21 protein-coding genes and 1 riboswitch are annotated in these 24,122 nt (G+C 41.1%); of the genes, 17 read left to right on the top strand and 4 right to left on the bottom strand.

Annotated elements, in window-relative coordinates; all coding sequences use genetic code 11:
- Window positions 1-44: 44 nt before the first annotated feature.
- The 10 genes from ACPFYS_RS00290 (at window position 45) to ACPFYS_RS00335 (ending at window position 8,765) form a co-directional block, all read left to right on the top strand.
- On the top strand, window positions 45-701 hold the full coding sequence (locus ACPFYS_RS00290; RefSeq protein ID WP_427896783.1) for a CDP-alcohol phosphatidyltransferase family protein: 657 nt from the start codon (window positions 45-47) through the stop codon (window positions 699-701).
- A gap of 61 nt (window positions 702-762) precedes the next feature.
- Window positions 763-1,521 (top strand): YebC/PmpR family DNA-binding transcriptional regulator, encoded by a 759-nt coding sequence (locus ACPFYS_RS00295; RefSeq protein WP_427876811.1) that lies wholly within the window; start codon window positions 763-765, stop codon window positions 1,519-1,521.
- Between the two features lie 6 nt (window positions 1,522-1,527).
- Complete coding sequence (ruvC, locus tag ACPFYS_RS00300; protein WP_427876813.1) at window positions 1,528-2,109, top strand: crossover junction endodeoxyribonuclease RuvC; 582 nt, start codon at window positions 1,528-1,530, stop codon at window positions 2,107-2,109.
- Between the two features lie 115 nt (window positions 2,110-2,224).
- Window positions 2,225-2,845: a Holliday junction branch migration protein RuvA gene (gene ruvA / locus ACPFYS_RS00305; protein ID WP_427876814.1), complete on the top strand. Its 621-nt coding sequence runs from the start codon at window positions 2,225-2,227 to the stop codon at window positions 2,843-2,845.
- Window positions 2,846-2,898: 53 nt separating this feature from the next.
- Complete coding sequence (ruvB, locus tag ACPFYS_RS00310) at window positions 2,899-3,954, top strand: Holliday junction branch migration DNA helicase RuvB (RefSeq protein WP_427877690.1); 1,056 nt, start codon at window positions 2,899-2,901, stop codon at window positions 3,952-3,954.
- 59 nt (window positions 3,955-4,013) lie between these two features.
- Window positions 4,014-4,418 (top strand): preprotein translocase subunit YajC, encoded by a 405-nt coding sequence (gene yajC / locus ACPFYS_RS00315; RefSeq protein WP_427876816.1) that lies wholly within the window; start codon window positions 4,014-4,016, stop codon window positions 4,416-4,418.
- A gap of 106 nt (window positions 4,419-4,524) precedes the next feature.
- The gene (locus ACPFYS_RS00320; protein WP_427876818.1) at window positions 4,525-5,106 is read left to right on the top strand and encodes an adenine phosphoribosyltransferase; all 582 of its coding nucleotides are present in this window, start codon (window positions 4,525-4,527) and stop codon (window positions 5,104-5,106) included.
- Window positions 5,107-5,234: 128 nt separating this feature from the next.
- On the top strand, window positions 5,235-6,602 hold the full coding sequence (locus ACPFYS_RS00325) for a DUF6350 family protein (RefSeq protein WP_427876820.1): 1,368 nt from the start codon (window positions 5,235-5,237) through the stop codon (window positions 6,600-6,602).
- 33 nt (window positions 6,603-6,635) lie between these two features.
- A complete protein-coding gene (purH, locus tag ACPFYS_RS00330; protein ID WP_427896808.1) occupies window positions 6,636-8,309 on the top strand; it encodes a bifunctional phosphoribosylaminoimidazolecarboxamide formyltransferase/IMP cyclohydrolase in 1,674 nt (557 codons plus the stop codon).
- A 138-nt stretch (window positions 8,310-8,447) separates the two neighbouring features.
- The gene (locus ACPFYS_RS00335; protein WP_427876822.1) at window positions 8,448-8,765 is read left to right on the top strand and encodes a DUF3017 domain-containing protein; all 318 of its coding nucleotides are present in this window, start codon (window positions 8,448-8,450) and stop codon (window positions 8,763-8,765) included.
- A gap of 56 nt (window positions 8,766-8,821) precedes the next feature.
- On the opposite strand, the gene ACPFYS_RS00340 is transcribed toward ACPFYS_RS00335, so the two are convergent.
- Window positions 8,822-9,781: an MIP/aquaporin family protein gene (locus ACPFYS_RS00340; protein WP_427876824.1), complete on the bottom strand. Its 960-nt coding sequence runs from the start codon at window positions 9,779-9,781 to the stop codon at window positions 8,822-8,824.
- Window positions 9,782-10,034: 253 nt separating this feature from the next.
- On the opposite strand from ACPFYS_RS00340, the gene ACPFYS_RS00345 reads away from it, so the two are divergent.
- The 4 genes from ACPFYS_RS00345 to ACPFYS_RS00360 all read left to right on the top strand — a co-directional run bounded on the left by ACPFYS_RS00345 (window position 10,035) and on the right by ACPFYS_RS00360 (window position 17,086).
- Entirely contained in the window at window positions 10,035-10,808 is a 774-nt protein-coding gene (locus ACPFYS_RS00345; RefSeq protein ID WP_427876826.1) for a pseudouridine synthase, read from the top strand.
- The gene (der, locus tag ACPFYS_RS00350; RefSeq protein WP_427876828.1) at window positions 10,805-13,009 is read left to right on the top strand and encodes a bifunctional cytidylate kinase/GTPase Der; all 2,205 of its coding nucleotides are present in this window, start codon (window positions 10,805-10,807) and stop codon (window positions 13,007-13,009) included. The genes ACPFYS_RS00345 and der overlap by 4 nt, the downstream gene beginning before the upstream one ends.
- A gap of 82 nt (window positions 13,010-13,091) precedes the next feature.
- Window positions 13,092-15,620: a DEAD/DEAH box helicase gene (locus ACPFYS_RS00355; protein ID WP_427876830.1), complete on the top strand. Its 2,529-nt coding sequence runs from the start codon at window positions 13,092-13,094 to the stop codon at window positions 15,618-15,620.
- Between the two features lie 92 nt (window positions 15,621-15,712).
- On the top strand, window positions 15,713-17,086 hold the full coding sequence (locus ACPFYS_RS00360) for a replication-associated recombination protein A (protein ID WP_427876832.1): 1,374 nt from the start codon (window positions 15,713-15,715) through the stop codon (window positions 17,084-17,086).
- Between the two features lie 77 nt (window positions 17,087-17,163).
- Here ACPFYS_RS00360 and ACPFYS_RS00365 read toward each other — a convergent pair whose 3' ends face one another.
- From ACPFYS_RS00365 to ACPFYS_RS00375, 3 genes are all read right to left on the bottom strand, one after another.
- The gene (locus tag ACPFYS_RS00365; RefSeq protein ID WP_427876834.1) at window positions 17,164-17,469 is read right to left on the bottom strand and encodes a YhbY family RNA-binding protein; all 306 of its coding nucleotides are present in this window, start codon (window positions 17,467-17,469) and stop codon (window positions 17,164-17,166) included.
- A 102-nt stretch (window positions 17,470-17,571) separates the two neighbouring features.
- The gene (locus ACPFYS_RS00370) at window positions 17,572-19,899 is read right to left on the bottom strand and encodes an energy-coupling factor transporter ATPase (RefSeq protein WP_427876836.1); all 2,328 of its coding nucleotides are present in this window, start codon (window positions 19,897-19,899) and stop codon (window positions 17,572-17,574) included.
- A 48-nt stretch (window positions 19,900-19,947) separates the two neighbouring features.
- Complete coding sequence (locus ACPFYS_RS00375; RefSeq protein ID WP_427876837.1) at window positions 19,948-20,517, bottom strand: ECF transporter S component; 570 nt, start codon at window positions 20,515-20,517, stop codon at window positions 19,948-19,950.
- Window positions 20,518-20,523: 6 nt separating this feature from the next.
- Window positions 20,524-20,671, bottom strand: a riboswitch (FMN riboswitch).
- Between the two features lie 97 nt (window positions 20,672-20,768).
- Between ACPFYS_RS00375 and ACPFYS_RS00380 the strand changes: the two genes are divergently transcribed.
- The 3 genes from ACPFYS_RS00380 to ACPFYS_RS00390 all read left to right on the top strand — a co-directional run bounded on the left by ACPFYS_RS00380 (window position 20,769) and on the right by ACPFYS_RS00390 (window position 24,119).
- Entirely contained in the window at window positions 20,769-21,794 is a 1,026-nt protein-coding gene (locus tag ACPFYS_RS00380) for a glycosyltransferase family 2 protein (RefSeq protein ID WP_427876839.1), read from the top strand.
- A 179-nt stretch (window positions 21,795-21,973) separates the two neighbouring features.
- On the top strand, window positions 21,974-22,744 hold the full coding sequence (gene ppgK / locus ACPFYS_RS00385; RefSeq protein ID WP_427876841.1) for a polyphosphate--glucose phosphotransferase: 771 nt from the start codon (window positions 21,974-21,976) through the stop codon (window positions 22,742-22,744).
- Window positions 22,745-22,919: 175 nt separating this feature from the next.
- Window positions 22,920-24,119 carry a pyridoxal phosphate-dependent aminotransferase gene (locus tag ACPFYS_RS00390; RefSeq protein WP_427876843.1) on the top strand — a complete coding sequence of 400 codons (1,200 nt, stop codon included), beginning with the start codon at window positions 22,920-22,922 and terminating at the stop codon, window positions 24,117-24,119.
- Window positions 24,120-24,122 lie beyond the last annotated feature (3 nt).

A 24,122-nucleotide genomic window follows, 5' to 3' on the forward strand; every position in this document is an offset into this window, starting at 1 on the left:
ACACAAGCCTTATTTGTTTAGTTACGCTAGGAAGGTTGAATTCAATGCTGGAATCATTACGCAGTGGATTTAAACGTGCTATTTCTCCAATTGCAAAATTCCTAGTGCGACTAGGCGTAACTGCTAATTCAATAACAATTGTTGGCACGGTAGCAGTAGTTATTATTGCTTTTGCTACTGCTTTTAGTAAACAGTTTGTTATTGGTACTATATTTTTAACTATTTTTGTGCTTGCAGACAGTTTAGATGGTTCTGTTGCTGCTTTAACAACAGGCGGTACTAAATTTGGTGCATTTCTTGACTCAACTCTTGATCGTATTGCGGACTGGTCTTTATTTATATCAGTGTGCATATGCTTGTATAAAGCTCACGAAAAAGAAATGTGCACTTGGATTCCAACTTTTAATGGAAACATAATAAAATACGTAGGATTGTTAAGTTGTTTGATTGCTCTTATGGGAGCTTTCGTAACTTCATACACTCGCGCTAGAGGGCAGTCAATAAATGTCGATCCTAAAAAAGGTTTAATCACTCGCGCAGATCGCGTAGCTGTGATCCTTGTATCTATGGGACTTGTTGGTCTTACAAATCAACTTTTTTGGTTAAGTCTTTCTATGATTTTGCTTGCTATTGGCGGTATTATTACCGTTTTCCAGAGAATTTTTGAAGTCAAAAAAAGCCTTAATCGTATAAGTGAGTAAATTTGTCTTGAAAGCGCAATAAAATCGTTTCGTTTGATTAACTGTACGTTTTAGGAGTATCATGTCAGGTCATTCCAAGTGGGCGACTACAAAGCACAAGAAGGCCGCTATAGACGCAAAGCGCGGCAAGCTTTTTGCCAAGCTTATTAAGAACATTGAAATTGCTGCTCGTTTGGGCGGTGGTGATCCTGATGGTAATCCTACATTGTACGATGCCATCGTAAAAGCTAAGAAAGCTTCTATGCCTGCCGATAACATCAAGCGCGCTGTAAAGCGTGGCTCTGGTGAAGAAGCTGGCGGCGCTAACTATGAGGAGATTGTCTACGAAGGTTACGCTCCTGCAGGTGTTGGCTTGATTATCGAGTGCCTTACAGATAACCGTAATCGTGCTGCTGCTGATGTACGTTCAACTCTTACTAAGGGTAATGGCTCTTTGGCTACAAGTGGTTCTGTGAGCTTTAACTTCGAACGTAAGGGTTTGATTGAAGTTCCATCTGAAGGCGTTGATTACGATAAGCTTTTTGATGTTGCTGCTGAAGCTGGTGCTGAAGATGTTGTTGATGACGGAGACGTTTACTCCGTTTACACTAATTCTAGCGATTTGGTTACAGTTCGTAAGGCTTTGCAGGAAGCTGGTTTCGACTACGATTCTGCTGACGTTATTATGCATCCAAATAACGAAGTTGAGTTGAGTTTTGAAGATGCTCAGAAGGTTTCTCGTTTGATTGATAATCTCGATGACCTCGATGACGTTCAGAATATTTATAGCAACTGGACTGCTTCCGACGAGGTGATGGCTAAGCTTGAGGAAGACGAATAATCTCCTATGATGATTTTTGGCGTTGATCCCGGGCTTACGCGTTGCGGGGTCGGCGTGATTGAAGCCGGCGTTTCACGTCGGCTTTCTTTTATTCACGTCGATGTATTACGTAGTGATCCTGACGTTTCGCAGGATTTGCGTCTTCTTTCTATATATAACGGTTTAGTCAAAAAAATTGAGCGGTTTTCTCCGGATGTTGTTTCTGTAGAGCGAGTTTTTGCGCAAGAAAATCGAAATACTGTTCTAGGTACTGCTCAAGTTGCAGGACTTGCTATGCTTGCTGCAGCTCAGCATAGCATTCCTGTTGCTTTGCATACTCCTACTGAAGTTAAACTTGCTGTTGCTGGGAACGGAAAAGCGGATAAAATGCAAGTGGAACGCATGGTTGCGCGTTTGCTTGGTCTTAATGTTTTGCCTACTCCTGCAGATGCTGCAGATGCTTTAGCTCAAGCAATTTGTCATGCTCTTCGACCAGAAGGTGCTTTGCAAGGTGGTGAGCGCGAGCAGCATTTAACCTCAGCTCAAAAGCAGTGGGCTTTAGCTCAACGCGCGGCTCGCACAAATAAATCTGTCTCTCGAGGAATGTAGGATACTTATAGAACATCTGTTCTATTTATGTTTGTTTTGTAGCGCATAAATAGATTAGTTTTCGAGTGTATTGTTGGTTTATTTGCAAGTTGAGTTAGGAAGAAGGTGAGTGCTTGTGATAGGTATGCTGGTTGGGAAAGTAGTGTCTGTTGACGCTCACGCTGCGCTTATTGCTGTTTCAGGTATAGGATACGAAACTTATATGCCTTCAACTGATCTTTCTTCTTTAAGAGATGGACAGGAAGTTACGGTTTATACTTCTTTGCAGGTCTCTCAAGATTCTTTAACTTTGTATGGATTTACTAGTCAATCTGCAAAGAAAATGTTTTTGCAAGTTCAAAAAGTAAGTGGAATAGGTCCGAAAGTTGCGCTTTCTTTGCTTTCTACACTTAATGTTGATCGTCTTTTGAAGGCTATTGAAGAGGGTAATATTAGCGAGCTTTCTTCTGCTCCTGGCTTGGGTAAAAAAGGCGCGCAAAAAATTATTTTAGAGCTTAAAGGCTCTATTGATATTGATTCAATGCATGATTCTGATTCAACTTCTCGCCGTAATGCTGTAGATTCTTCTATGCAATCTATTGTTGATGGTCTTATGTCTCTTGGTTGGAAGCAAAGTGATGCGCAATATGCAGTGAACTCGGTGTGTGAACGTTACGATATTGCATTGCCGATATCAGAATCTGATGTTCCTAAAGTGTTGAGGATGGCTTTAACTGCTCTTGATAGAGGAAAATAGTGTGATGAATTATGATTTATGGGGATGATATGGATAATTTATCAGTTGACAGTATGAGTACTTTTCCTGCAGTAAATACTGGTGCTGCGGAAGACTCGTTGCGCATGGTTTCTTCTTCTCCTTTAGCTAATGAGCAGTTAAGTGACGAAGAATTACGCCCTCATGCTTTGGACGGATTTATAGGACAGCCTCTTCTTAAAGCTCAACTTCAGCTTTTTCTTGATGCTGCTAAAAAGCGTGACGTTCCTCCTGACCACATGCTTCTCGCTGGCCCTCCAGGACTTGGTAAGACAACGCTTGCAATGATTGTTGCTAATGAGCTTGGTGTTTCTATTAGGATTACTTCTGGACCTGCTATTCAGCATGCTGGAGATTTAGCTTCTATATTAAGTGCGCTTGATACTGGTGAAGTTCTTTTTATTGATGAGATTCATCGTTTGCCTAGAGCTGCAGAAGAGTTGCTTTATATTGCTATGGAAGATTTTCGAGTTGATGTTATGGTTGGTAAAGGCCCTGGTGCTTCATCTATACCATTAACTCTTCCTCGTTTTACTGTTATTGGAGCTACTACTCGTGAGGGCATGCTTCCTTCTCCGCTGCGTGCTCGTTTTGGTTTTACAGCTCATCTTGATTTTTATCCTCACGAAGAGTTAGAAAAGCTCGTTGAGCGTTCTGCTAAAGTTCTTGGAGTCAATCTTGCTGATCAAGCTGCTAAAGAATTATCCTTACGCTCAAGAGGAACACCACGTATTGCAAACCGTTTGCTAAGACGAGTGCGAGATTGGGCTATTGTTCACGAACTGTCTTTAGTTTCTCGTGAAGATGTTGTTAATGCTTTAGCGTTATACCAGATTGATACTTTAGGTCTTGATAGGCTTGATATTGCTGTTCTTAAAGCAATAGTTAAACAATTTAATGGCGGCCCTGTAGGACTTAGTAATTTAGCTGCCATGGTTGGAGAGGAAGCTGAAACTGTTGAAACAGTATGCGAGCCGTATTTGGTTCGTGAAGGTTTCTTAATAAGAACTCCTAAAGGTCGTGTGGCAACTAATAAAGCATGGAAACATTTAGGAATAAACCCTCCTGACAATGTCAGCGAGATAGCATAAAATGATGATTTTGGGCAGCATTTCGACTGTCCTGTGGTTGGATATTTAAGGAGTGTATCGTGCCCCAAGTTCTTAGCCAATATGGTATGCTAATCATCCTAATCGTATTCATGGTCGCTATGATGTGGTTCCAGTCTCGTAACGCTAAAAAGCGCCAAAATGAGATGCGTTCATTCCATGATTCATTGGAAGCAGGAACGGAAGTAATCACAATTGGTGGCATTATTGGCAAAGTTGTTAGCGTAGACGCAAAATACGAAGAAATTGTTATTGATTCAGAAGGATCACTTCTTCGTGTTTCATTCCGCGCAGTAAACAGAACTTATATTCGTCCAGCGTTTATCAGTGATGAAGAAGCTGAAGCCGCTGAAAAAGCTTCTGAAAGCAAATCTGATACGGATGCTAAAGAAGTTGAAGATTCTTCGAAAACAGTAGAATCTAGTGCTAGTACAGAAAATAAATAAATAGTAGTGATAGCAGTCAAGGAGTAGCGCAAAAAATGTTACGACTTGACTGCTCTCTTTTCTAGTAAAATATGTAATCCTTTTGGAGAAAAGAATACTTGGTACTATGAAAACAAAAGATATTACTATAAAGCCTTTGCAAAACGTAAATTTAGAGGATAGAGAATATCTCGTTTCGCTTATTCGTACAATTCCAGGTTTTCCTAACCCAGAGATTACTTTTAGAGATTTTATACCTGTTTTTGCAGATGCTCGCGGTTTTAGTATTTTAATCGAAGCTTTAGTAGATGCGTTGCCAGTACAAGCTGACGATATAGATATTATTGCTGGTCTTGAAGCAAGAGGTTTCTTATTTGGACCAGTTTTAGCATCTAGATTAAAAAAGGGTTTTGTTGCTATTCGTAAAGCTGGTAAATTACCTCCAGAAGTTGTTAGTGAATCATACGATCTGGAATATGGTAAAGCCAGTGTTGAGATTGAAAAAGGTATTATTAAACCTGGTCAACGAGTGCTTATTGTAGATGATCTTATAGCTACAGGTGGTACTGCTAAGGCTGCAGCAAAACTTATTGAAAGATCTAAAGCAAAAGTCGCAGGCTTTGAATTTGTTATGGAACTTACTGGCATAAATGGTATGAGTGATTTAAGTGAGTATCATTGCAGTAGTTTAACAACAATGCCAGCATAACTATTAATGCCATATTACGTTTCTACCGTATGATATTAAATAATCGCATATGCTAGTTCTAAAAATTTAAAATAAAAATTTTAGTATTATTAATTATTGACGTAAGTAATATGAAAGAGGGGGTTGGTATGGATAAGTTAAAGTCGTTTTCGCTTAATATTGTCCGCGGTATTGCAGCTCCTCTTGTAGCATTATTCATATTTGCTTTATCAGTTGGTCTTTTTCTTTCTCTTACTCTTCTTGTGGTGTCTATTGAAGAGGGAACTGGAAATCTTTCCGATTCTTCAATGTCTATGACATGGGCTGTTCTAATATTCTCGCAAGGTGTTGGTCTGTCTATCGGAAATTGCGTATTAACTATAATTCCTTTAGGTTTAACGCTTCTATTACTGCTTCTTCTAATATCACTTATTCGTAGATTCCAAGATAGTGTACTATCATACTCAACTGGCTTCGTATGTTGGATACTAGCGAATGCTATTCTTTCTCAACATACGAACGCTATTTTTACTGACTCTTTCTCCATAATTGTTACTAAAAGCGCTATATTTTATGTTGTCGCGCTAATATTTGCAGTATATCCAAAGAGTTCTTTGTCTAATATTTTGCATGAACGTATTAAGCATTATCTTCCTGAGTGGATATTGCATAGTATGCGTGTAGTTCGAATTTCAACAGTGGTGTTGCTTTCGCTTTATGCTTGTGTTGCTGTTATTACTGTTATTGTATGGTCCTTCTTTGGTTCTGGAACTGTAGAAGTTTATTACAATAAAATTGGTATGCAAACTGGTTCTAGAATATTAACTACTTTAGCTTGCCTGGTATGGCTTCCGAACATTGCTATGTGGGCGTTTTCGTGGATTTGTGGAGCAGGATTCCATATTGGAACTGTTGCCAAATTTACTATGGTAAGTGTTTTCAAAAAAGTTTTACCTCCTATACCAGTATTCGGTGTGTTTCCTGAACCAATTAAAGATAATTTGTACAGGATTATTAGCATCAATATTGTTCCTTCAGTGTGTGTCATATTGATGATTATTGTTCTAGTTCATAAACGTTTCTGCAACCTAAGGATTAAAGGTAGTGATGAGCGTTTAGACATAAAAGAGATGTCTATTGATTTTTCTCGTGCAGCTCTTACGCTGGTAGGTATTTCAGCTGTTCTTACTGTTATTATGAGCATATTTTTCTCCATAGTTAATGGAGCTCTTGGAACTTTAAGACTTTCATCAATAGGTGTAGATGCTATTGATAGCACTAGAGCAGTAGGACATTTAACATTATTTGCTTGTGCTATTGCATGGATTGCTGTGCTTGTATCTTGCCTTGCAGTATGGTTTATTAGACACTTGTATTTCGTTCTTATAACGAGACGTAAGTCTTATAAAAATAATCCAAATGTAGAATCTAATAAAACAATTACAGAAAAGAAACCACCTTTATCTGCGAATCAATCTTCTCCTAGAACGGTGACCTCGCAGATAGTAACAAAATAATCCTCACCTAAATCAAGGAAGGGCGTGACCGTCGTGCAACAGATACATAAGCAAGAAGCAGATGCAGATGTGCTGATAACCACAGGTAAGAGGTCGATTAATAGAGTACTGGTTTCAGTATTTTGTAAAGATGGTTTGGAGCCGCTAGCTGAAGCTTTTGTAAAAGCTGGCACTGAAGTAGTTTCTACAGGCTCTACAGCTGCTCGACTTACGCAGCTTGGTGTTGCTGTTACTGAAGTTTCTGACGTTACCGGCTTTCCGGAAAGTCTTGATGGAAGGGTGAAGACTTTAGATCCGCATATTCATGCTGGAATTCTTGCAGATATGAATAATGCTGATCATGTAAAGCAGCTTGAAGATTTAAACATAAAGCCATTTGATGCTGTAGTAGTAAACCTTTATCCGTTTGTTGACACTGTTATGAGCGGTGCTGATAGTGACGCAATTATTGAGAAGATTGATATTGGTGGACCTTCTATGATCAGAGCTGCCGCTAAAAATCATAATTCTGTTGCAGTTATTACTGATCCTGCAGATTACCAGCTTTTAGCAGATCGTGTGGCTTCCGGCGAAGGATTTAGTTTGCAAGAACGAGAATATCTTGCCGATAAAGCTTTTGAGCATACTGCAGCTTACGATGCTGCAATATCTCAGTGGACTCAAAAATCTTGGCCAAAGCCGGAAATCTTGAATACAAACGTTGTTGAAGACGAGTCTAAAAATGCTGAAACTGTGTTGCTTCCAGCAGACTACACGCGAACTTGGCATTTGGAGCATGAGCTTCGTTACGGCGAAAACCCACACCAGCAGGCCGGATTGTACGTGGATCCTTTGCATAAGGGTGGTTTAGCTCAAGCTGAACTTCTTGGCGGAAAACCTATGAGTTACAACAATTATGTTGATGCTGATGCTGCTTGGCGTGCAGTATGGGATTTTGCTCCGCAAATTGCAGTTGCTGTTTGCAAGCATAATAATCCTTGCGGATTGGCGATTGGGGAAACTGCTGCAGAAGCGCATAAAAAAGCTCACGCTTGCGATCCTGTAAGTGCTTACGGTGGTGTGATTGCTGCAAATACTACAGTAACTTTGGAAATGGCAGAAAGCGTGCGTCCAATTTTCACGGAAGTTATTGTTGCTCCAGACTACGAGCCTGAAGCTTTGGAATTGCTTCGCACTAAGAAAAAGAATCTTCGTATTTTAAAGGTTGCAAATCCGCCAGTTTTGGATTTGCAAGTGCATCCTATTGACGGTGGTGCGCTAGTGCAGTCGGCAGATAAAATTGACGACTTTGGTGACGATCCTGCTAATTGGACTCTTGTTTCTGGAAATCCTGCAGATGCTGATACTTTGCGCGATTTAGAGTTTGCTTGGCGCTCACTTCGTTGCGTAAAGTCTAACGCCATTTTGCTTGCGCACGATAATGCTACTGTTGGCATTGGTATGGGCCAGGTAAATCGCGTAGATTCATGCCATTTGGCTGTTGAGCGTGCGAATACTTTGGCTGATGGTGTTGAGCGTGCTCGTGGAGCTGTTGCGGCTTCCGACGCATTCTTCCCATTTGCCGACGGTCCGCAGATTCTTATTGAAGCTGGCGTTCGCGCAATTGTACAGCCTGGTGGATCTATTCGCGATGAGGAAGTGTTTGAAGCTGCTCGTGCAGCCGGCGTAACGATGTACACTACCGGCACTCGCCACTTCTTCCACTAAATCCGTAAATCATTAAGTAAGTAAATATCCTGAAGATGCAGCGTTTGTGATAACTTCAAGCGCTGCATCTTCTGCGTTATGTCCTAAAAGAATTTATGTCTTATTATCTAGTTATTGCGAAGCAGGTATGATACAAGTATGACTAAGAGTGAAAAGCAGATTGAATCTAATAAAACAGAGCATCCTTATGTGTCAGAAAAACGCGAGGGTAAGCCTTATGCTGAGTGGATTGTAGCACTTATAGTATGCGTATCTGCTGTCTTAGCATTTTTTGGGCATACAAAAGCCGCCACAATTATTATTTCTGTGACGGCTATTGCTTTAGGTTTAATGCGATTAATACTTCGCAAACGCAGTCCGTGGAAAGTGCGTTCTGTACTTTTTGACTCTATACTGAGTATTTTTCTTGGGATCGGTTTGCTCGGAACTTATCTATCAATAATATTCATGGTATGAGTGCATCAGCATTATGTTAAGCTAACGCACTCATATGCGCATTTTATTTAATTATTTTATTTGCTTAATGTGTCGAGGGTTTCTTCATCGTCAGTTTCATTACTTTCATTACTTGAATCTGATTCTTCAGAACTATTCAACAATTCAAACTTGCTGCTGCGTTTATGAGAATTAAGTTTGTGTGCAGAAGTATGATTTGCTTTTTCTGCTGCAAGAATTATGAGTTTTCCTGCCAAAGCTATGAAGCCTACAATTGCTGCAGCGAAAATTGGTGCAACAAAGAATACCCAAAGTTGGTTAAGAGGAGGAGTTATAGAAGATTTTGGATTAGCTAAAACTGCTACAGCAGTTGATCTAGCAGGATTCAAGCCAACATTAGTTGCGTAGTATGTTAGCAAAGCTGCTACAACATAAGCAACACCAATATACCCAACATAGCCTTTCTTAGCTTTGCCATTTTCGTCCATATTGTTTATTGCAGTAGCAACAACAATTACAGTTGCAATAGTTTCAATCACAAGAGCCGATATAACCGTAAACGTTAAATTATATTGGAAGTGGAATTTTGAAAATGGGAAAGAAACATTGTAACTGTTCGTTGCAGCTAAATACCAGTCAGACATTTTCATATCTTTTAAACCAACTTTTGGAGTAATCAATGGAATAGTAAAAGCTGCAGCAAAAGCACCAACGAATTGTGCAATTATATAGAATAATCCGTCTAAATATTTCGTTTTTCCGGTAAGCATTGCTGCTATTGTTACAGCAGGGTTTACATGACTGCTGTGTAATCTTATAAAAGCAGAAATTGCACAAGAATAAGCAAGACCAGTTACAAGAATAGTAGCAGTATCAGTAATAATATTTGGGCCTTGAATTGAATTAAAGAATATAGAAACTGCGTATATTACTAGCATCGCGAAGAAGCTTGCGGCAAATTCTATTGCAATTCGTAGAATGAGCGGAAAAGTAGGTTTTGCATTATTCTGCAACCCTTGTGAAGATGTATCTGTCATATTAGATTCCTCAATACATGCGTAATAACACATTGTTATACAATTTTATTAAAAATTACGTTTGTTATACTATCACGGCCATGCCATACGGTAACATAAATAGTTGCGGTGATTTTCAAATTTTCACAAATTTTATAAAAAGCCGCACAGTAATTAGTTTAAAAATAATGAATTGTCGATTATTTAGCGCTGTAGTTTTATTAATTAGTGCGAATAATTGTTTGATAATTCTTTAGGTCACGTTGGGAGAACGATGCCAAACGCATATTCCCGCGCCAATCAGGCGCATTCAGATGACAACAACGCCATTCGACTGCAGAAGCTGCTTGCTGAAGCGGGATTTGGTTCAAGACGCAAATGTGAAGAGATTATTCTAGATGGGCGTGTTGAAGTAGACGACGAATTGGTTACAACACTTGGTACTAGAGTAGATCCAAAACGCCAAAAAGTGCGTGTTGATGGTTCTAGAGTGAAATTTAATACGAAATTAGTAACTCTTGCTTTGAATAAGCCTAAGCGTGTTCTTAGCGCAATGGACGATCCAAAAGGGCGTTTCACTTTAAGAGACATTGTTGGAGACAAATACGAGCGAATTTTCCACATGGGACGTTTGGATTACGATTCTGAAGGTCTTATTTTAATGACCAACGATGGTGAGCTAAGCCAACATGTTATGCACCCAAAGTATGAAGTTGAGAAAACTTATATTGCAACTGTTGAAGGAAAGATCAACGGTTTGGTTTGCAGACGCTTGGTTTCGCAAGGTGTAAATCTTGAAGACGGTTGGATTAAGCTCGATCGCTGCGCAATAATCGACCAGAATCACGATGCAACTATTGTAAAAGTTGTGTTGCACTCTGGTAAGAATCGTATTGTGCGAAGAATTTTTGGAGCAGTAGGATACCCTGTAAAGCGTCTTGTTCGTACGCAAATTGGCCCTATTAAATTGGGTGACTTAAAAGCTGGATCGTATCGAGTGCTTTCTCAAACAGAAGTGCGCTCGCTTTCTAAGGAGGTTGGCCTGTGATTTGCGTAGCAATTGATGGACCAGCAGGAGTAGGTAAATCTTCTACTTCTCGTGCTTTAGCGCAATACTATGGTTTTGCGTATTTAGATACGGGGGCAATGTATCGAGCTGCTGCTTGGTGGTGCTTGAAACAAGGTATTGATTTAAGCACTCAGCTTGAATTAGACGAAGAAGGAAATCCTGTAAACCCAGCGGATACTGAACGTTTTAATCAAATTGTTGAAGCCGTTGGAGCTTTGTTCACTGAAAGTGACGCTGATTTTAGCGTTGATCCTAAAAATCCTGTAGTAACTGTCGAAGGTGAGGATATTAGCGAAGAATTGCGTTCTGGAGAAGTTTCTTCGCATGTGTCTACTGTATCTTCAATTCCTGCAGTTCGCCGTATGCTTATTGCTGCTCAGCGTGCGTATATTGCTTCAGAGTCTAGTGAAGATTCTTTCTCAGGCGGAGAAGGAATAGTTGCAGAAGGCCGCGATACCACTACTGTTGTGGCTCCTAATGCACAAGTTCGCGTGCTTCTTACTGCTCGTGAGGAAGTGCGTCAAGCTCGCAGAAACAAGCAGGATATTGCGCAAGAAAATTTGCAAAATAATGAATCTAAGAATAATGAATCTGAAGAAGATGATATTCGCGCTCGTGACGCTAAAGATTCTAAAGTTACGCATTTTCTTCAAGCGGCAGACGGCGTTACAACTCTCGATAATTCTGATTTGACTTTTGAGCAGACTCTTGACGCTCTTGTTGAAATGGTTGATGCTGCGATTGAGCAGGATGAGTACGACCGCTATGCTGCTAATCTTGAAGGCTACGATCTTGACGATGAAGATCGTGCGCTTCTTCGAGGCGACGAAGTAAGTCAAGACAATACGAAAGATTCTAAAGCTGTTGGAGTAATTGCCGTTATAGGTCGACCAAACGTTGGAAAATCAACGCTTGTAAATCGTATTTTAGGTCACAGAGTTGCTGTTGTAGAAGATACTCCAGGTGTTACTAGAGATCGCGTAAGCTACGACGCTGAGTGGGCCGGAACCAACTTTAAGCTGGTTGACACTGGTGGCTGGGAAGCAGATGTTGAAGGGATTGATTCTTCTATTGCTCAGCAAGCGCAAGTAGCAGTGCGTTTAAGCGATGCTGTGATTTTCCTAGTAGATGGCCAAGTTGGCTTAACGGCTACCGACGAGCGTATTGTTTCAATGCTTCGCGCTGCAGGTAAGCCTATTACTTTGGCAGTTAACAAAGTTGACGACGCTAGAAGCGAGTATTTGACTGCAGAGTTTTGGAAGCTCGGAATGGGTGAGCCTTACGGAATTTCTGCAATGCACGGAAGAGGCGTTGGAGATTTGCTTGACGCGGCTCTTAACTCTTTAAAGAAAGCGAATAAAACTTCAGGATTCTTAACTCCAGAAGGACTTCGCAGAGTTGCTTTAGTAGGCCGTCCAAACGTTGGCAAGTCTTCGCTTTTGAATCATTTAGCTCACGAAGAACGTTCTGTTGTGAACGATTTGGCTGGAACTACTCGAGACCCTGTTGATGAGGTTGTGCGAGTTGATGGAGAAGACTGGCTGTTTATTGACACTGCTGGTATTAAGCGCAGGCAGCATAAGCTTACGGGTGCTGAATACTATTCTTCACTTCGTACGCAAGCTGCGATTGAACGCTCGGAACTTGCTTTGATTCTTTTCGATTCTTCCCAGCCGATTGCAGAGCAGGATTTGAAAGTTATGAGCCAGGCTGTGGACGCTGGTCGCGCAATCGTACTTGTGTTTAACAAGTGGGATTTGATGGACGAATTTTCCAGACAGCGCATGGAACGCTTGTGGAAAACTGAGTTTGAGCGCGTTACTTGGGCTGAGCGTGTGAACCTTTCTGCAAAAACAGGATGGCATACGAATCGTCTTGCGCGCGCTATGCGAACAGCTTTAGACAGCTGGGATAAGCGTATTCCTACAGGCAAGCTCAACGCTTTCTTAGGGCGTATTCAGTCTGCTCATCCGCATCCTTTGCGAGGCGGAAAGCAGGCGCGAATCTTGTTTGCCACGCAAGCTTCTACGCGCCCACCGCGTTTTGTAATATTCACAACTGGCTTCTTAGAGCACGGTTATCGTCGCTTTATTGAGCGTTCTCTTCGAGAAGAGTTTGGATTCGAGGGAACTCCTATTCAAATCTCAGTAAAAGTACGAGATAAGAAGAAGCGCAAGTAAAGTCGCAGGTTAATCACAAATAAATCGCAAATAAATTTGCGATTAAAGTCACGAGTAAAGCTTAAGTAAAGTAGGAGCGTATATGGCTGGTTTGGGCGAGTTAGCTTTTGATTTGCATCATGCTAGCGAAGATGAGATTTTTCAGGCATTTGTTGATTGGGTTAAAGATAACAAGCATGTAGATTTGTGGCCGCATCAAGAAGAATCCGTTATGGATTTACTTGCAGGAGACCATGTTATTTTAAACACTCCAACAGGTTCTGGAAAGTCGCTTGTCGCGCTCGGTATGCATTTTGCGGCACTCGCCACCGGCAGACGCTCCTACTATACTGCGCCAATTAAAGCTCTTGTATCCGAAAAATTCTTCGATTTAGTAGCTATTTTTGGGCGTGACAACGTTGGCATGATTACAGGCGACTCGCATATTAATGCGGATGCTCCAATAATCTGCTGCACGGCGGAAATCTTAGCAAATCAAGCCTTACGTGAAGGCGCAAATGCTGAAGTTGATTGCGTTGCAATGGACGAATTTCATTACTATGGCGATCCAGAGCGCGGATGGGCTTGGCAAGTGCCTCTACTTACGCTTCCAAATACGCAATTCTTACTTATGAGCGCAACTCTTGGAGACGTATCGGATATTGCGGAACGCTTAGAAAAATCAACAAAAAGAAGCGTTGATATTATTGCAGACGCGCCAAGACCAATACCGCTTGAATACGAGTACACAGATAAGCCGCTTGCCACAACTGTAGAACTCTTATTTAACAAGGGTTTAACGCCAATCTACGTAGTTCATTTTTCGCAAGACGCAGCTTTGGAAACAGCGCAAGCGCTCGCTAGTACGGGAGTTTCAAGCAAAGAGCAGCGAGACAAAATTGCTCAAGCAATTAAAGGAACTAAATTTACTACAGGCTTCGGCAAAATTTTGCAAAGGCTACTGCGCACTGGCGTCGGCGTTCATCATGCTGGTATGCTTCCGCGCTACCGTAGGCTTGTCGAACAGCTCGCTCAGCAAGGGCTTCTACCAGTTATTTGCGGAACTGACACTCTCGGAGTTGGTATTAACGTGCCAATTCACTCGGTTGTGCTTACAGCTCTTACAAAGTTTGACGGGAACCGTAGTAGAAAGCTTCGCGCTCGCGAGTTTCATCAAATTGCAGGACGTGCAGGCAGAATGGGATTCGATACTGAGGGCTTAGTAGTTGCAGAGGCTCCAGAGTTCGAGATTGAGAATGCGCGCGCTGTTGCAAAAGCTGGAAATGATCCTAAGAAGCTTAAAAAAGTTAAACGTAAGAAGGCTCCAGAAGGCTTTGTTGTTTGGGGCGAGCCAACGTTTACTAAGCTTATTGAAAGCGCTCCAGAAACTTTGAATCCTCACATGGTTGTAACGCACTCAATGATCTTGAACGAAGTTACGCAAGGTGGGGATGCTAGAGCGCGCGTTGAAAAACTTATTGAAGATAGCGCACAAAAGCCGCAAGATAAAGAAAAATTGCTTGAGCGTTGCGACGATATTTTCCAAACTTTGCTCGATACTCAAGTCATTGAATGTAGAGAGCTTTCGGATGGTTCTTGTGATTATGATCTTGATGTTGCTATGCCAGAGGGCTTTGCGCTAGATCAGCCGCTTTCTCCGTTCTTACTCGCAGCTTTGGAACTTCTAGACCCAGAATCTGAAAGCTATGCGCTTGACGTAATTTCTATGGTTGAATCAACTTTAGATGACCCTAAGCCTGTGCTTCGTGCGCAAGAGCGTAAGGCTCGCGATGCTGCGATGGCTGGTATGAAGGATGATGGCATTGATTACGAGGAGCGCATGGAACGCTTAGCTGAAGTTAGCTATCCTAAGCCTTTGGAAGATTTGCTAGCTCCTGCTTTTGCGCAGTATCGTAAGGATGTTCCGTGGGCAAACGACTACTGGTTAAAGCCTAAATCTGTACTTCGAGACATGGTTGAAACCGCCTCTGATTTTACTGGATACATTTCTCGTTATGGCATTGCTAGAAGTGAGGGAACGCTTCTTCGTTACCTTTCGGACGCTTATCGTTCGCTTGCTCGCACTGTGCCAGAAGACATGCTTAACGAAGAATTGCGTGACATTATTTCGTGGCTTCGTCTTGTTGTTCGCTCTATTGATTCAAGTCTTGTTGACGAGTGGGAAAGTGCAGGAGGATCGGATGCTGAAGCTAGCGCTGTAACTATGGCTGCGCCTTCAACTTCTGAGTCTGTAGTTGAGGATCGTCGCGGTCTTATTGTGTTGATTAGAAACGCAATGTTCCGTCGTGTGCAGCTTATGGATTTGGAAGATGCGGATACTTTAGGGGAGCTTGACAAGGCTTGGGGCTACGGCGTTCACGAGTGGAATGATGTGCTTGACGACTATTACGATGAGCACGAGTATGTTGGAATAGACGCCAAGGCTCGAAGTGGAGACTTGTTTATTTTGGATGATTCGCTTGAGAAGAGTGAACATTCGTGGAAAGTTCGGCAGATCATTGACGATTCAGACGGAGATCATAATTGGGCTATTACTGGCGTTGTTGATTTGGATGCAACGCAAGATGAAGGCGAAGTTGTGTTCTTCGATTATCAGGTTTCGCACGTGTGATTTTTAAAAATGTGCTAACAGAACGCAGAACACAGAAGTAGAAGCAGAATGCAATCGAACGTTTGTTCTATATGTAGTGTAAGCTGGTATTTATGGAGCAAGATTTATTTGCAGCAAGTAGCGCACCAAGTGATGTAACGCGTCCTTTGGCAGTTCGTATGCGACCGAGCAGTATTGAAGATGTGTTGGGGCAGTCGCATGCGTTAAAAGATGGTTCGCCTTTGCGCAGGCTTGCAAATCCGCAATCTAAAGGTTCTCTTACTGCTCCAAGTTCTGTTGTGTTGTTTGGTCCTCCAGGAGTCGGTAAAACTACGCTCGCTTATATTGTGGCTAGACAGTCTGGTCGAGTGTTTGAAGAGCTTTCTGCTGTAACTTCTGGCGTTAAAGATGTTCGTGCTGTGCTAGATCGAGCGCATGAGCGTTTAGTGAGCAAAGGTCAAGAAACAGTACTTTTTATTGACGAAGTTCACCGTTTTTCTAAATCTCAGCAAGATGCTTTGCTTCCAAGCGTTGAAAATCGCGACGTAACTTTTATTGGAGCTACTACTGAAAACCCAAGCTTTTCAATCATTAAGCCGCTGCTTAGCAGATCAGTAGTTGTTAAACTTGAGTCTCTTAGCGTAGAAGATTTGCATACCCTTATAGAACGCGCACTAACTAGCGAAAACGGTCTTAATAATCAGCTTAAAATCGACGATGACGCTATTGATTCTATTATTCGTTTAAGCGGGGGAGATGCTCGCAAAACTCTCACTATTTTAGAGGCGGCTGCAGGAGCAGTAACAGGAGATGTTGCGTTGCAGCATGGCAAAAAGAAGCCTGTTATTACTGCCGATATTGTTTCTAACGTAATGGATACTACTACAGTTCGCTACGACAAAGATGGCGATGATCATTACGATGTGATTTCTGCTTTTATTAAGTCAATGCGCGGAAGTGATGTTGACGCTTCTTTGCATTATTTAGCGCGAATGCTTAGAGCTGGGGAAGACCCGCGTTTTATTGCAAGGCGAATTATGATTGCTGCTGCCGAAGAAGTTGGTATGGCTGCTCCGCAAATTTTACAAGTAACTGTTGCTGCAGCTCAAGCTGTTGCTTTAATCGGAATGCCAGAAGCGCGCATTATTCTTTCTGAAGCTGTGATTGCTGTAGCAACTGCTCCTAAATCAAACGCAAGTTATAACGCTATTAATAAGGCTTTGCAAGATGTTGATGATGGAAATATCGGTCAAGTGCCTCTTCATTTGCGTAACGCTCCAACTGCTTTGATGAAAAGTTGGGGCAATCACGACGGGTACAAGTACGCTCACGATTATCCTGATGCTGTAGCATCTCAGCAATATATGCCAGATGAGCTAGTTGGTCGCGAATACTATCAGCCGTCGAATCGCGGCTACGAGCATGAGCTTACTCAGCGCTTATCTCAAATCCGCAACATTCTTCATAAATACGATGACAATAAATAAAGTCAATAATTAAAAGGCTCCTTAGAATTTTAAGAAGCCATTTAATGCAGTATTACTATTTTTTTTTTAAGAGAGTTTTATTCGCGCACGAGCATAATGTGATCAACATCTTCACGAGTTGAGACGCGGAAAAGTACAAAACGATTGCCTATTACTTGCACGATTTCAGCGCCGAGCTTTTGAGAAAGAGTTTCAGCTGCTTCTTTAGCGCTTAATCCGGAACCATCTTGCACAGCGCATTTCATGAGTTCGTGGTACTGCATGGTTTCGTCTGCCTGCTTCACAGCTGCATCAGTAATATCGTTCTTGCCAACGTATAAAAGTGGGCTAAGCGTATTAGCTAGCGCGCGAAGCTGCTTAATCTGCTTCTTTGTCAATGCCATAAGGCGTCCTTTCAAATGCAAGTCTTATAACGCAAAAGTTATTGCATAAGTTACACAAGTGCTTAACGGATTATACAGTATATTGCGAATTGTTGCATATTGCTAATAGAAACGTAATATTCCGAACGTAATAATCGCGCTAACAAAACCAACGGCCATAACTAATAGCAGCACGTCTTTTGCGCTAACTTTTAACGTGTGCAAATGAGACCTTGTTGCGCTTGGTGTGTAGCAGCGAGTGTCAAGTGCTAAAGAAAGTGTTTCTGAGTGGCGAATAATGCCTGCAAAAGCAGGAACAATAAGCGAAGATATTGCGTGAATCCGTTTGCAAATTGAGCCGTCCCGTATGCTTCCACCTCTAGCGGTTTGAGCGTGCGCAACTTCTACTGCCTCGTTAGAAAGCGTTGGTAAAAATCTCAATGCTAGGCTCATAATAAGCGATATTTCCTGCGTTGGCACTCCAATAGTTTTAAGCGGCGACAGTAAAGACGTGCAAGCTTCGGTTAGTACTGTTGGGCTTATTGTCATAACTAATATTGCGCCAATAATAATTACAAGCGAGAATCTTGTGGCAAATAGTATTGCGCAATTAATTCCGTCGTAAGTTACAATAATCGGCCCAAGTTTATAAAGTATTTTGCCTGTGCGAACGGCAAGAATATTAAGCAATCCCGAAAAAGTAAATATTGCAATAAGCATGTGTAGTGAAGAAATTAGTTTTATGAATTGTATTTTTGCGACAATAATTAGACACAGTGTGGCAAAAGCAAGAACAGCTAACTGCGTGTAATGAGTGATGCTAAAAGCGCTTAGCATGAGCATAAAGCAGGATATAAGTGTTATTCTGGGATCAAAAGAGCTAAGTAGTGAGGTTGATTTTTCTTGCGAAGTTTCTTCCTGTTTAATCGTTTCTTGTGATGATTTATTTTTATCTTCTAAACTTTCACTTTTGTTTGCCTTTAGTGTTACTAATCTTGCTCCTAAAGATTTTGCTTCTTGAAGATTATGCGTAATCATAACTATTGTTACGCCTTGATTATTAAGAGTTCGAAGAATTTCTAGAATGCGCAACGATGCTTCAAAATCTAATCCTGCTGTTGGTTCATCAAGCACAAGTACTCGCGGTCTAAAAGCAAGAACGCCCGCTATTGCTACAAGACGCTGTTGTCCGCCGGAAAGAGAAAAAGGAGATTTTTCTGCCAAATTTTCAAGATTAAGCAGTCTCAACGTTTCATCTACACGTTCTTTAAGGGCGTCTCCTTTTATCCCAAAATTTTTAGGACCGTAAGCAACATCTTCGCGTACAGTTTCTGCAAAAAGTTGCTGTTCTGGAAGCTGCATAACGTAGCCAATAGTTTTGCGTAAGTTTTGCCGATTCTTTTTAGAAGTTTTTTCACTAACAGGTATTTTTTCTACGCTTATAGAACCAGATTCTGCTTTTAATAATCCGCACAAAGCTTTCGCAAGAGTGGATTTTCCACAGCCGTTTTCGCCCATTATTGCAACTATTTCACCTTCATTTACATCAAGTGAATAGTCGTTAATTACAGCTGGAGATTTATCATCGTATTTAACTGTTAAGTGTGATATTGAAATTGCTTTATTTGTATGTGTGCTATCGCTTATACTTGCGTTTTGCTTCGCATAATTATTAATATTTTCCTGCGCTTTTTTTGAAAAACTATATTTAGAATTGTTGGAATATGATTCCAGTTTTTCTAAACAAATTTCGTGAAGCCCCCCATTTTCTAGCAGAAGTATGCGATCTGCATTCTGGCATTCGTCAATTCTATGTGTAATCTGCACAATACTCGTGCCGCTTTTATGCAAATCGTCAAATAATGTGTCAACGTTTTCGCGAGATTTAGAGTCGAGCATAGAAGTAGGCTCGTCTAGCACAAGTAGCTTTGACTGCATTGCAATAGATCCTGCTAAAGCAACTTTCTGCATTTGTCCGCCACTCATAAGACTCGGGTTAGAAAGTCTATGATTTTGCATGTGAACAGCTTCTAAAGCATTGTTAACAAGTTTTCGCATTTTATGCTGTTCTACGTTTAAATTTTCCAGTCCAAAAGCAACATCATCTTCAGTAACAGTAGTAACAATCTGATCTTCTGGTCTTTGGAACAGAGCGCCAATAAATTTTCGCGCATTTTTGTAAGCGTCAGCATAAGCAGTAGTATTTTCAAAAACTTTTTCGCCGCACAATTTAACATAGCCGCTATCCGGAGCTGTTAAACCGGCAATAATTTTTGCCAGCGTTGATTTGCCAGAACCGTTTTTTCCCACAATCGCTACGCGTTCGCCGGAGCGAATTGTAAGACTTAGATTGTTAAGTGTCCAAGTTTTTCCATCATCGTAGCTGAAGCAAATATTTCGCAACACTACTAGAGTATTGTTTTCAACTGCGCAATTTTGAGTTTCGTTCATACTACTGCTTGTGCTGGTATTTTGCATAGTTTATGCCGTTTATAAGATTTACTTGCTGTGGTGAAGTAGTTTAGAAACTGGTTTATAAACAAGCATTGTTACTACAACGTGAAGCGCAAGTTTAATAATATTAAACGGTAGCAGTGCTGGAATAATAAGAGCCACAACCTGCGAAACAGTCATGTGAGCGTAAAGAGGAGTAATAACAAGATTTCCTGCTATTGCGAGCGCAATAGCAACAATAGAGCCTGCCGAAAGTGCAATGATTGCGCCTTTTTTGGTATGCATTTTTTTGTATACGATTGCTGCTGTAACGCTAGCTCCTAAAGATACGAGTACGGCCATCACGGTTCCGAGTGGATTAGTAAAGAGGTGAGGTGCAAAACCGAGTATGCTTACGATTGCTGCTGCAGCCGGTCCGTATGCGAATCCTGCTACAAGACACACGATTCCAGAAGGATCGTATTTTAGGAATGAAAAGTCTGGAATAAGCGGGAATTCTATGAAGCTTACTGCCATTGAAAGTGCTACAAATAGCGCATATTTCGCAATTTTTTCGCTTGACCATTGAGTGTTATTGGCGTTTGTTTGATGATTATGAGTATGCGAAATTCCCATGGTGGGTCTCCGTTTCTTTCATCCGGACTGTAACCGTTGGCTTCGGAATTGAACCGAATCAGCAGCTTGTATGCCGCTCGCGGGCTTCGAAAATGCTTGTAATGCTATGTTTCGTTACCGCCAGTAAGGATTTTCACCTTCCCTGAAACTACTATTCTTTTTTATCTCAAGCTAAGAACATTGTGAAGTTTTCGTGACGTGCTGATTCTTTTATGTGTTATGGTGGCGAGGGTAAGTGCGAGAATACCAGTATGAGCAATATGGGTAAATTGAAGAATACTAGTGTAAATACTATTGATAAGTTGGCTGTTGTTGTGGTCACTTATAAGCGTCAAGAATTATTGGAACATTTATTCCATTCTTTTGAATGCTTAAACGAATGCCCTTGGCGTATTGTTGTTGTCGACAATGAGCAGAGTGATGAAACTCGCAGTATGGTGCATGGCTTGGAAGATGCTTTAACTGCTCGTTGGGGAAAAGCTGAAAAAGATTCTGAAGGAAATCAATCGCACGTTGTTTATGCTCCTCAGTCTGAAAATCTTGGCGGAGCTGGCGGTTTTAGTGCTGGTGTTAAGAAAGCTTATGAGCTTGGTGCCAAATGGTTTTGGGTTATGGACGATGATGTTGAAACTGTTCCTGAAGCTATTGAACGTCTTGCACCTTGGACTAAGCGTCACGCGGTTATTCAAGGTAGCCGTTTAGATTATGACGGTGGTAATTTCTACTGGCAGTATGATTTTTTGGTTCCTCTTGGTATTCCTAATCCTATTGCTCCGGCCAAATTTGGTCGTTGTGGATATCGTGTTATGAATACGATGTGCTTCGAGGGTGGTTTGATTCGTCGCGATATTGTTGAGAAAATTGGTTTTCCTGATTCTCGTTACTTTATTTATTGGGATGATACTACTTATGGGTATCTTGCTAGTAAAGTAACGAATCCAATTGTTATTCCAGATATTATTCTTCGACGTACGCGTGATATTCCTAATTGGGATATTGCTGGCGTTCGTCAATTAAATTCTACTTCTGACATGAATCGTTACCATATTATGAGAAATCGTGGTTTTATGGCGCGCTATTTTATGGTTCATGGCGATTTTCGACCGTTTATGTTTGCGATTGGTACTGCTTTAACTGCTGCGAAGGAAATTATTCGCTTGTTTGCAGTTGATCGTGAGCATATTTTTTCTGGTATTCGTAAGTTGTTTACTGGCTGGCTTGCTTCTAGAAAAATTTTGCATGATGGTTCATGGAAACCTATGCCTACTTTGAAATAGTTTTCTGTTCGAAGTTTGTATGTAGCTATGGTTTAAAGTTATGATTTAAACGTTCAGCTTTTGAATTTGCTTTAGACTAGCTAATAGTCTCATAGCATAATTTTTAAGCGTGTCGTGTAAATAATACGATAGAATGGACGTGATATTCCATTGTCCGCATTCAGAGGAGAGTGTTAACGATGATTGACACAGCACAAGCGTTTGGTGTTGATATTGGTGGTTCTGGTATCAAAGCTGCACCGGTAAATTTGGAGAAGGGTGAGTTCGCTGAGCCACGTTATAAGATTCTTACTCCTGCAGTTTCTACGCCTCAGGCTGTTGCTGATATTGTTCGTCAGCAGTTGGAACATTTTAACGTTACTCCAGATGTTCCAGTTGGTATTGCTTTCCCAGCTCCAATCAAGCCTGGTAAGAAGCTAGAGTTTATGGCAAATCTTGATCAGTCTTGGATTGGTGTAGACGTTACTGAAGTATTCAGTGAAGCTTGCGGCAGGCCTGTAACTGTTGTTAACGATGCCGATGCAGCTGGTTTAGCAGAACAGCATTTTGGTGCTGCAAAAGATAAAGATGGTTTAGTTATTGCAACGACTCTTGGAACAGGTATTGGCACTGCTTTGATTTATAACGGTGTTCTTATTCCAAATACTGAGCTAGGTCATATTCAACTTGAAAAAGGTAAAGGTGATGCTGAAAAGTATGCTGCTTCTTCAGTTCGCGAAAAGTTGGATATGGGTTATAAGAAGTGGGCTAAGCGTTTGACTAAGTACTACGGTTTGATGGAAAAGTACTTCAACCCAGATTTGTTCGTTGTTGGCGGTGGCGTGAGCCGAGTAAGTGAAAAGTTCTTGCCACATATCGATATTAAGACTCCTATAGTAGTTGCTTCGCTACACAATGAGGCTGGTATTATTGGTGCAGCCTATTACGCGATGCAACAACGGGAGAAGTAAGGTGACCCTGCGTAGTTGATAATAAAGAAGATGAGCGCTACGCAGAAGTAAAGTGCGCTAGGTGAGATGATTCTATTCCTCGCCTAGCGCACTCTTATATTAGATAATAAATTTTTTTAAAAACGTTAATTTTTAAGAAAACCTACTCGTATCGACTATGAGATAGTGTAGTTAGGTGCGTTTTTCTTCTCGAGTTGATGTTAGCGAGCCAAATCCTATTATTCTGGCTCAGCGCGAAGCTGTGTCGCGCGGTATAAAGCTTACAAAACTTAATGATTCTAATCCTACTTCTCACGGACTTGCACCAAAATGTTTGAGTTCTAAATATGTTGCTGATCCGCGTGGACCGAAGGAAGTGCGTAAACTACTTGCAGATTATATTAACAATCGAGATAATCGTGGCAGTAGTAGCAATAATTCTGCTGCGCTTCTTAATCCTGATAATTTATATGTTCTTTCTTCAACATCCCAAGCTTACGCATGGTTAATGATGCTTCTTTGCGATGCTGAAGATGCTGTGCTAGCACCAACCCCAGGATACCCATTAATAGAATCTATAGCGCGATTGCAATGCGTAAAAACTATTAATTATCCGCTTAGATATGACGGATCCTGGACTATAGATTTAGTTAAAGTGCGTGAACTTTTAGAGGATTCAAGTAATAGAATTCGTGCTCTTGTGTTAATTAATCCGAATAATCCAACTGGATCTTATATAAAGCCGCAGGAGAGAGCGGAACTGTTAAAACTGTGCGCAAAAAATCAAGTTGCAATTATTTCTGATGAAGTGTTTTACGCTTATAGTCTTGAACCTTTTACTGGTAACAAGCGTTTAGCTGGAGAAGAATCAACGCTTGTTTTTGCGCTTGATGGATTCTCTAAAATGCTAGCTGCTCCTCACGCAAAAGTTGGTTGGATTGAAATATCTGGACCTAATCTTCTAGTAGATGAAGCAAAAAAGCGTCTTGATGTTATTGCAGATGACTTTTTGCCGATTGGTTCTACTGTAGCAGATAGAATTCCTGAACTTTTAGGCTACGCAAACGAGCAAACTAATATTGTTCTTAATCGAACCAGAAATAATTTGCGGATTTTGCGTGAAATATTAGCAAGTTGGCCATGCTGTTGCGTTAGCGCACTTAGAGCGGAAGGCGGATGGAATATTCTCCTGCGTGTACCTTCATGCCTTGATGATGATGATTTATCAATTAGGCTTATGAAAGATTATGCGCTAGTGTCACAGCCTGGATACTATTTTGATATGCCAGTAAGTGGGTATTTGGCTCTTTCTCTTCTACCTGAAACTGAGAAATTTGAGGCTGGTGTTCGCTCGCTGCTTACTACTGTAGATAGAATGATTTCTGAACTTTCTTGATTT

The organism is Gardnerella sp. 2492 (assembly GCF_050320365.1).
GTDB lineage: Bacteria > Actinomycetota > Actinomycetes > Actinomycetales > Bifidobacteriaceae > Bifidobacterium.

Bases quoted from the DNA above. Each gene is read 5' to 3' on its own strand.
- ruvB (WP_427877690.1), top strand. From the start codon at position 2,899: ATGAGTACTTTTCCTGCAGTAAATACTGGTGCTGCGGAAGACTCGTTG.
- ACPFYS_RS00370 (WP_427876836.1), bottom strand. From the start codon at position 19,899: ATGAACGAAACTCAAAATTGCGCAGTTGAAAACAATACTCTAGTAGTG.
- ACPFYS_RS00320 (WP_427876818.1), top strand. From the start codon at position 4,525: ATGAAAACAAAAGATATTACTATAAAGCCTTTGCAAAACGTAAATTTA.
- ACPFYS_RS00335 (WP_427876822.1), top strand. From the start codon at position 8,448: ATGACTAAGAGTGAAAAGCAGATTGAATCTAATAAAACAGAGCATCCT.
- ACPFYS_RS00290 (WP_427896783.1), top strand. From the start codon at position 45: ATGCTGGAATCATTACGCAGTGGATTTAAACGTGCTATTTCTCCAATT.
- ACPFYS_RS00365 (WP_427876834.1), bottom strand. From the start codon at position 17,469: ATGGCATTGACAAAGAAGCAGATTAAGCAGCTTCGCGCGCTAGCTAAT.
- ACPFYS_RS00295 (WP_427876811.1), top strand. From the start codon at position 763: ATGTCAGGTCATTCCAAGTGGGCGACTACAAAGCACAAGAAGGCCGCT.
- ACPFYS_RS00360 (WP_427876832.1), top strand. From the start codon at position 15,713: ATGGAGCAAGATTTATTTGCAGCAAGTAGCGCACCAAGTGATGTAACG.
- ACPFYS_RS00340 (WP_427876824.1), bottom strand. From the start codon at position 9,781: ATGACAGATACATCTTCACAAGGGTTGCAGAATAATGCAAAACCTACT.
- ppgK (WP_427876841.1), top strand. From the start codon at position 21,974: ATGATTGACACAGCACAAGCGTTTGGTGTTGATATTGGTGGTTCTGGT.
- ACPFYS_RS00375 (WP_427876837.1), bottom strand. From the start codon at position 20,517: ATGGGAATTTCGCATACTCATAATCATCAAACAAACGCCAATAACACT.
- ACPFYS_RS00355 (WP_427876830.1), top strand. From the start codon at position 13,092: ATGGCTGGTTTGGGCGAGTTAGCTTTTGATTTGCATCATGCTAGCGAA.
- ruvC (WP_427876813.1), top strand. From the start codon at position 1,528: ATGATGATTTTTGGCGTTGATCCCGGGCTTACGCGTTGCGGGGTCGGC.
- ACPFYS_RS00380 (WP_427876839.1), top strand. From the start codon at position 20,769: ATGAGCAATATGGGTAAATTGAAGAATACTAGTGTAAATACTATTGAT.
- ACPFYS_RS00345 (WP_427876826.1), top strand. From the start codon at position 10,035: ATGCCAAACGCATATTCCCGCGCCAATCAGGCGCATTCAGATGACAAC.
- ACPFYS_RS00325 (WP_427876820.1), top strand. From the start codon at position 5,235: ATGGATAAGTTAAAGTCGTTTTCGCTTAATATTGTCCGCGGTATTGCA.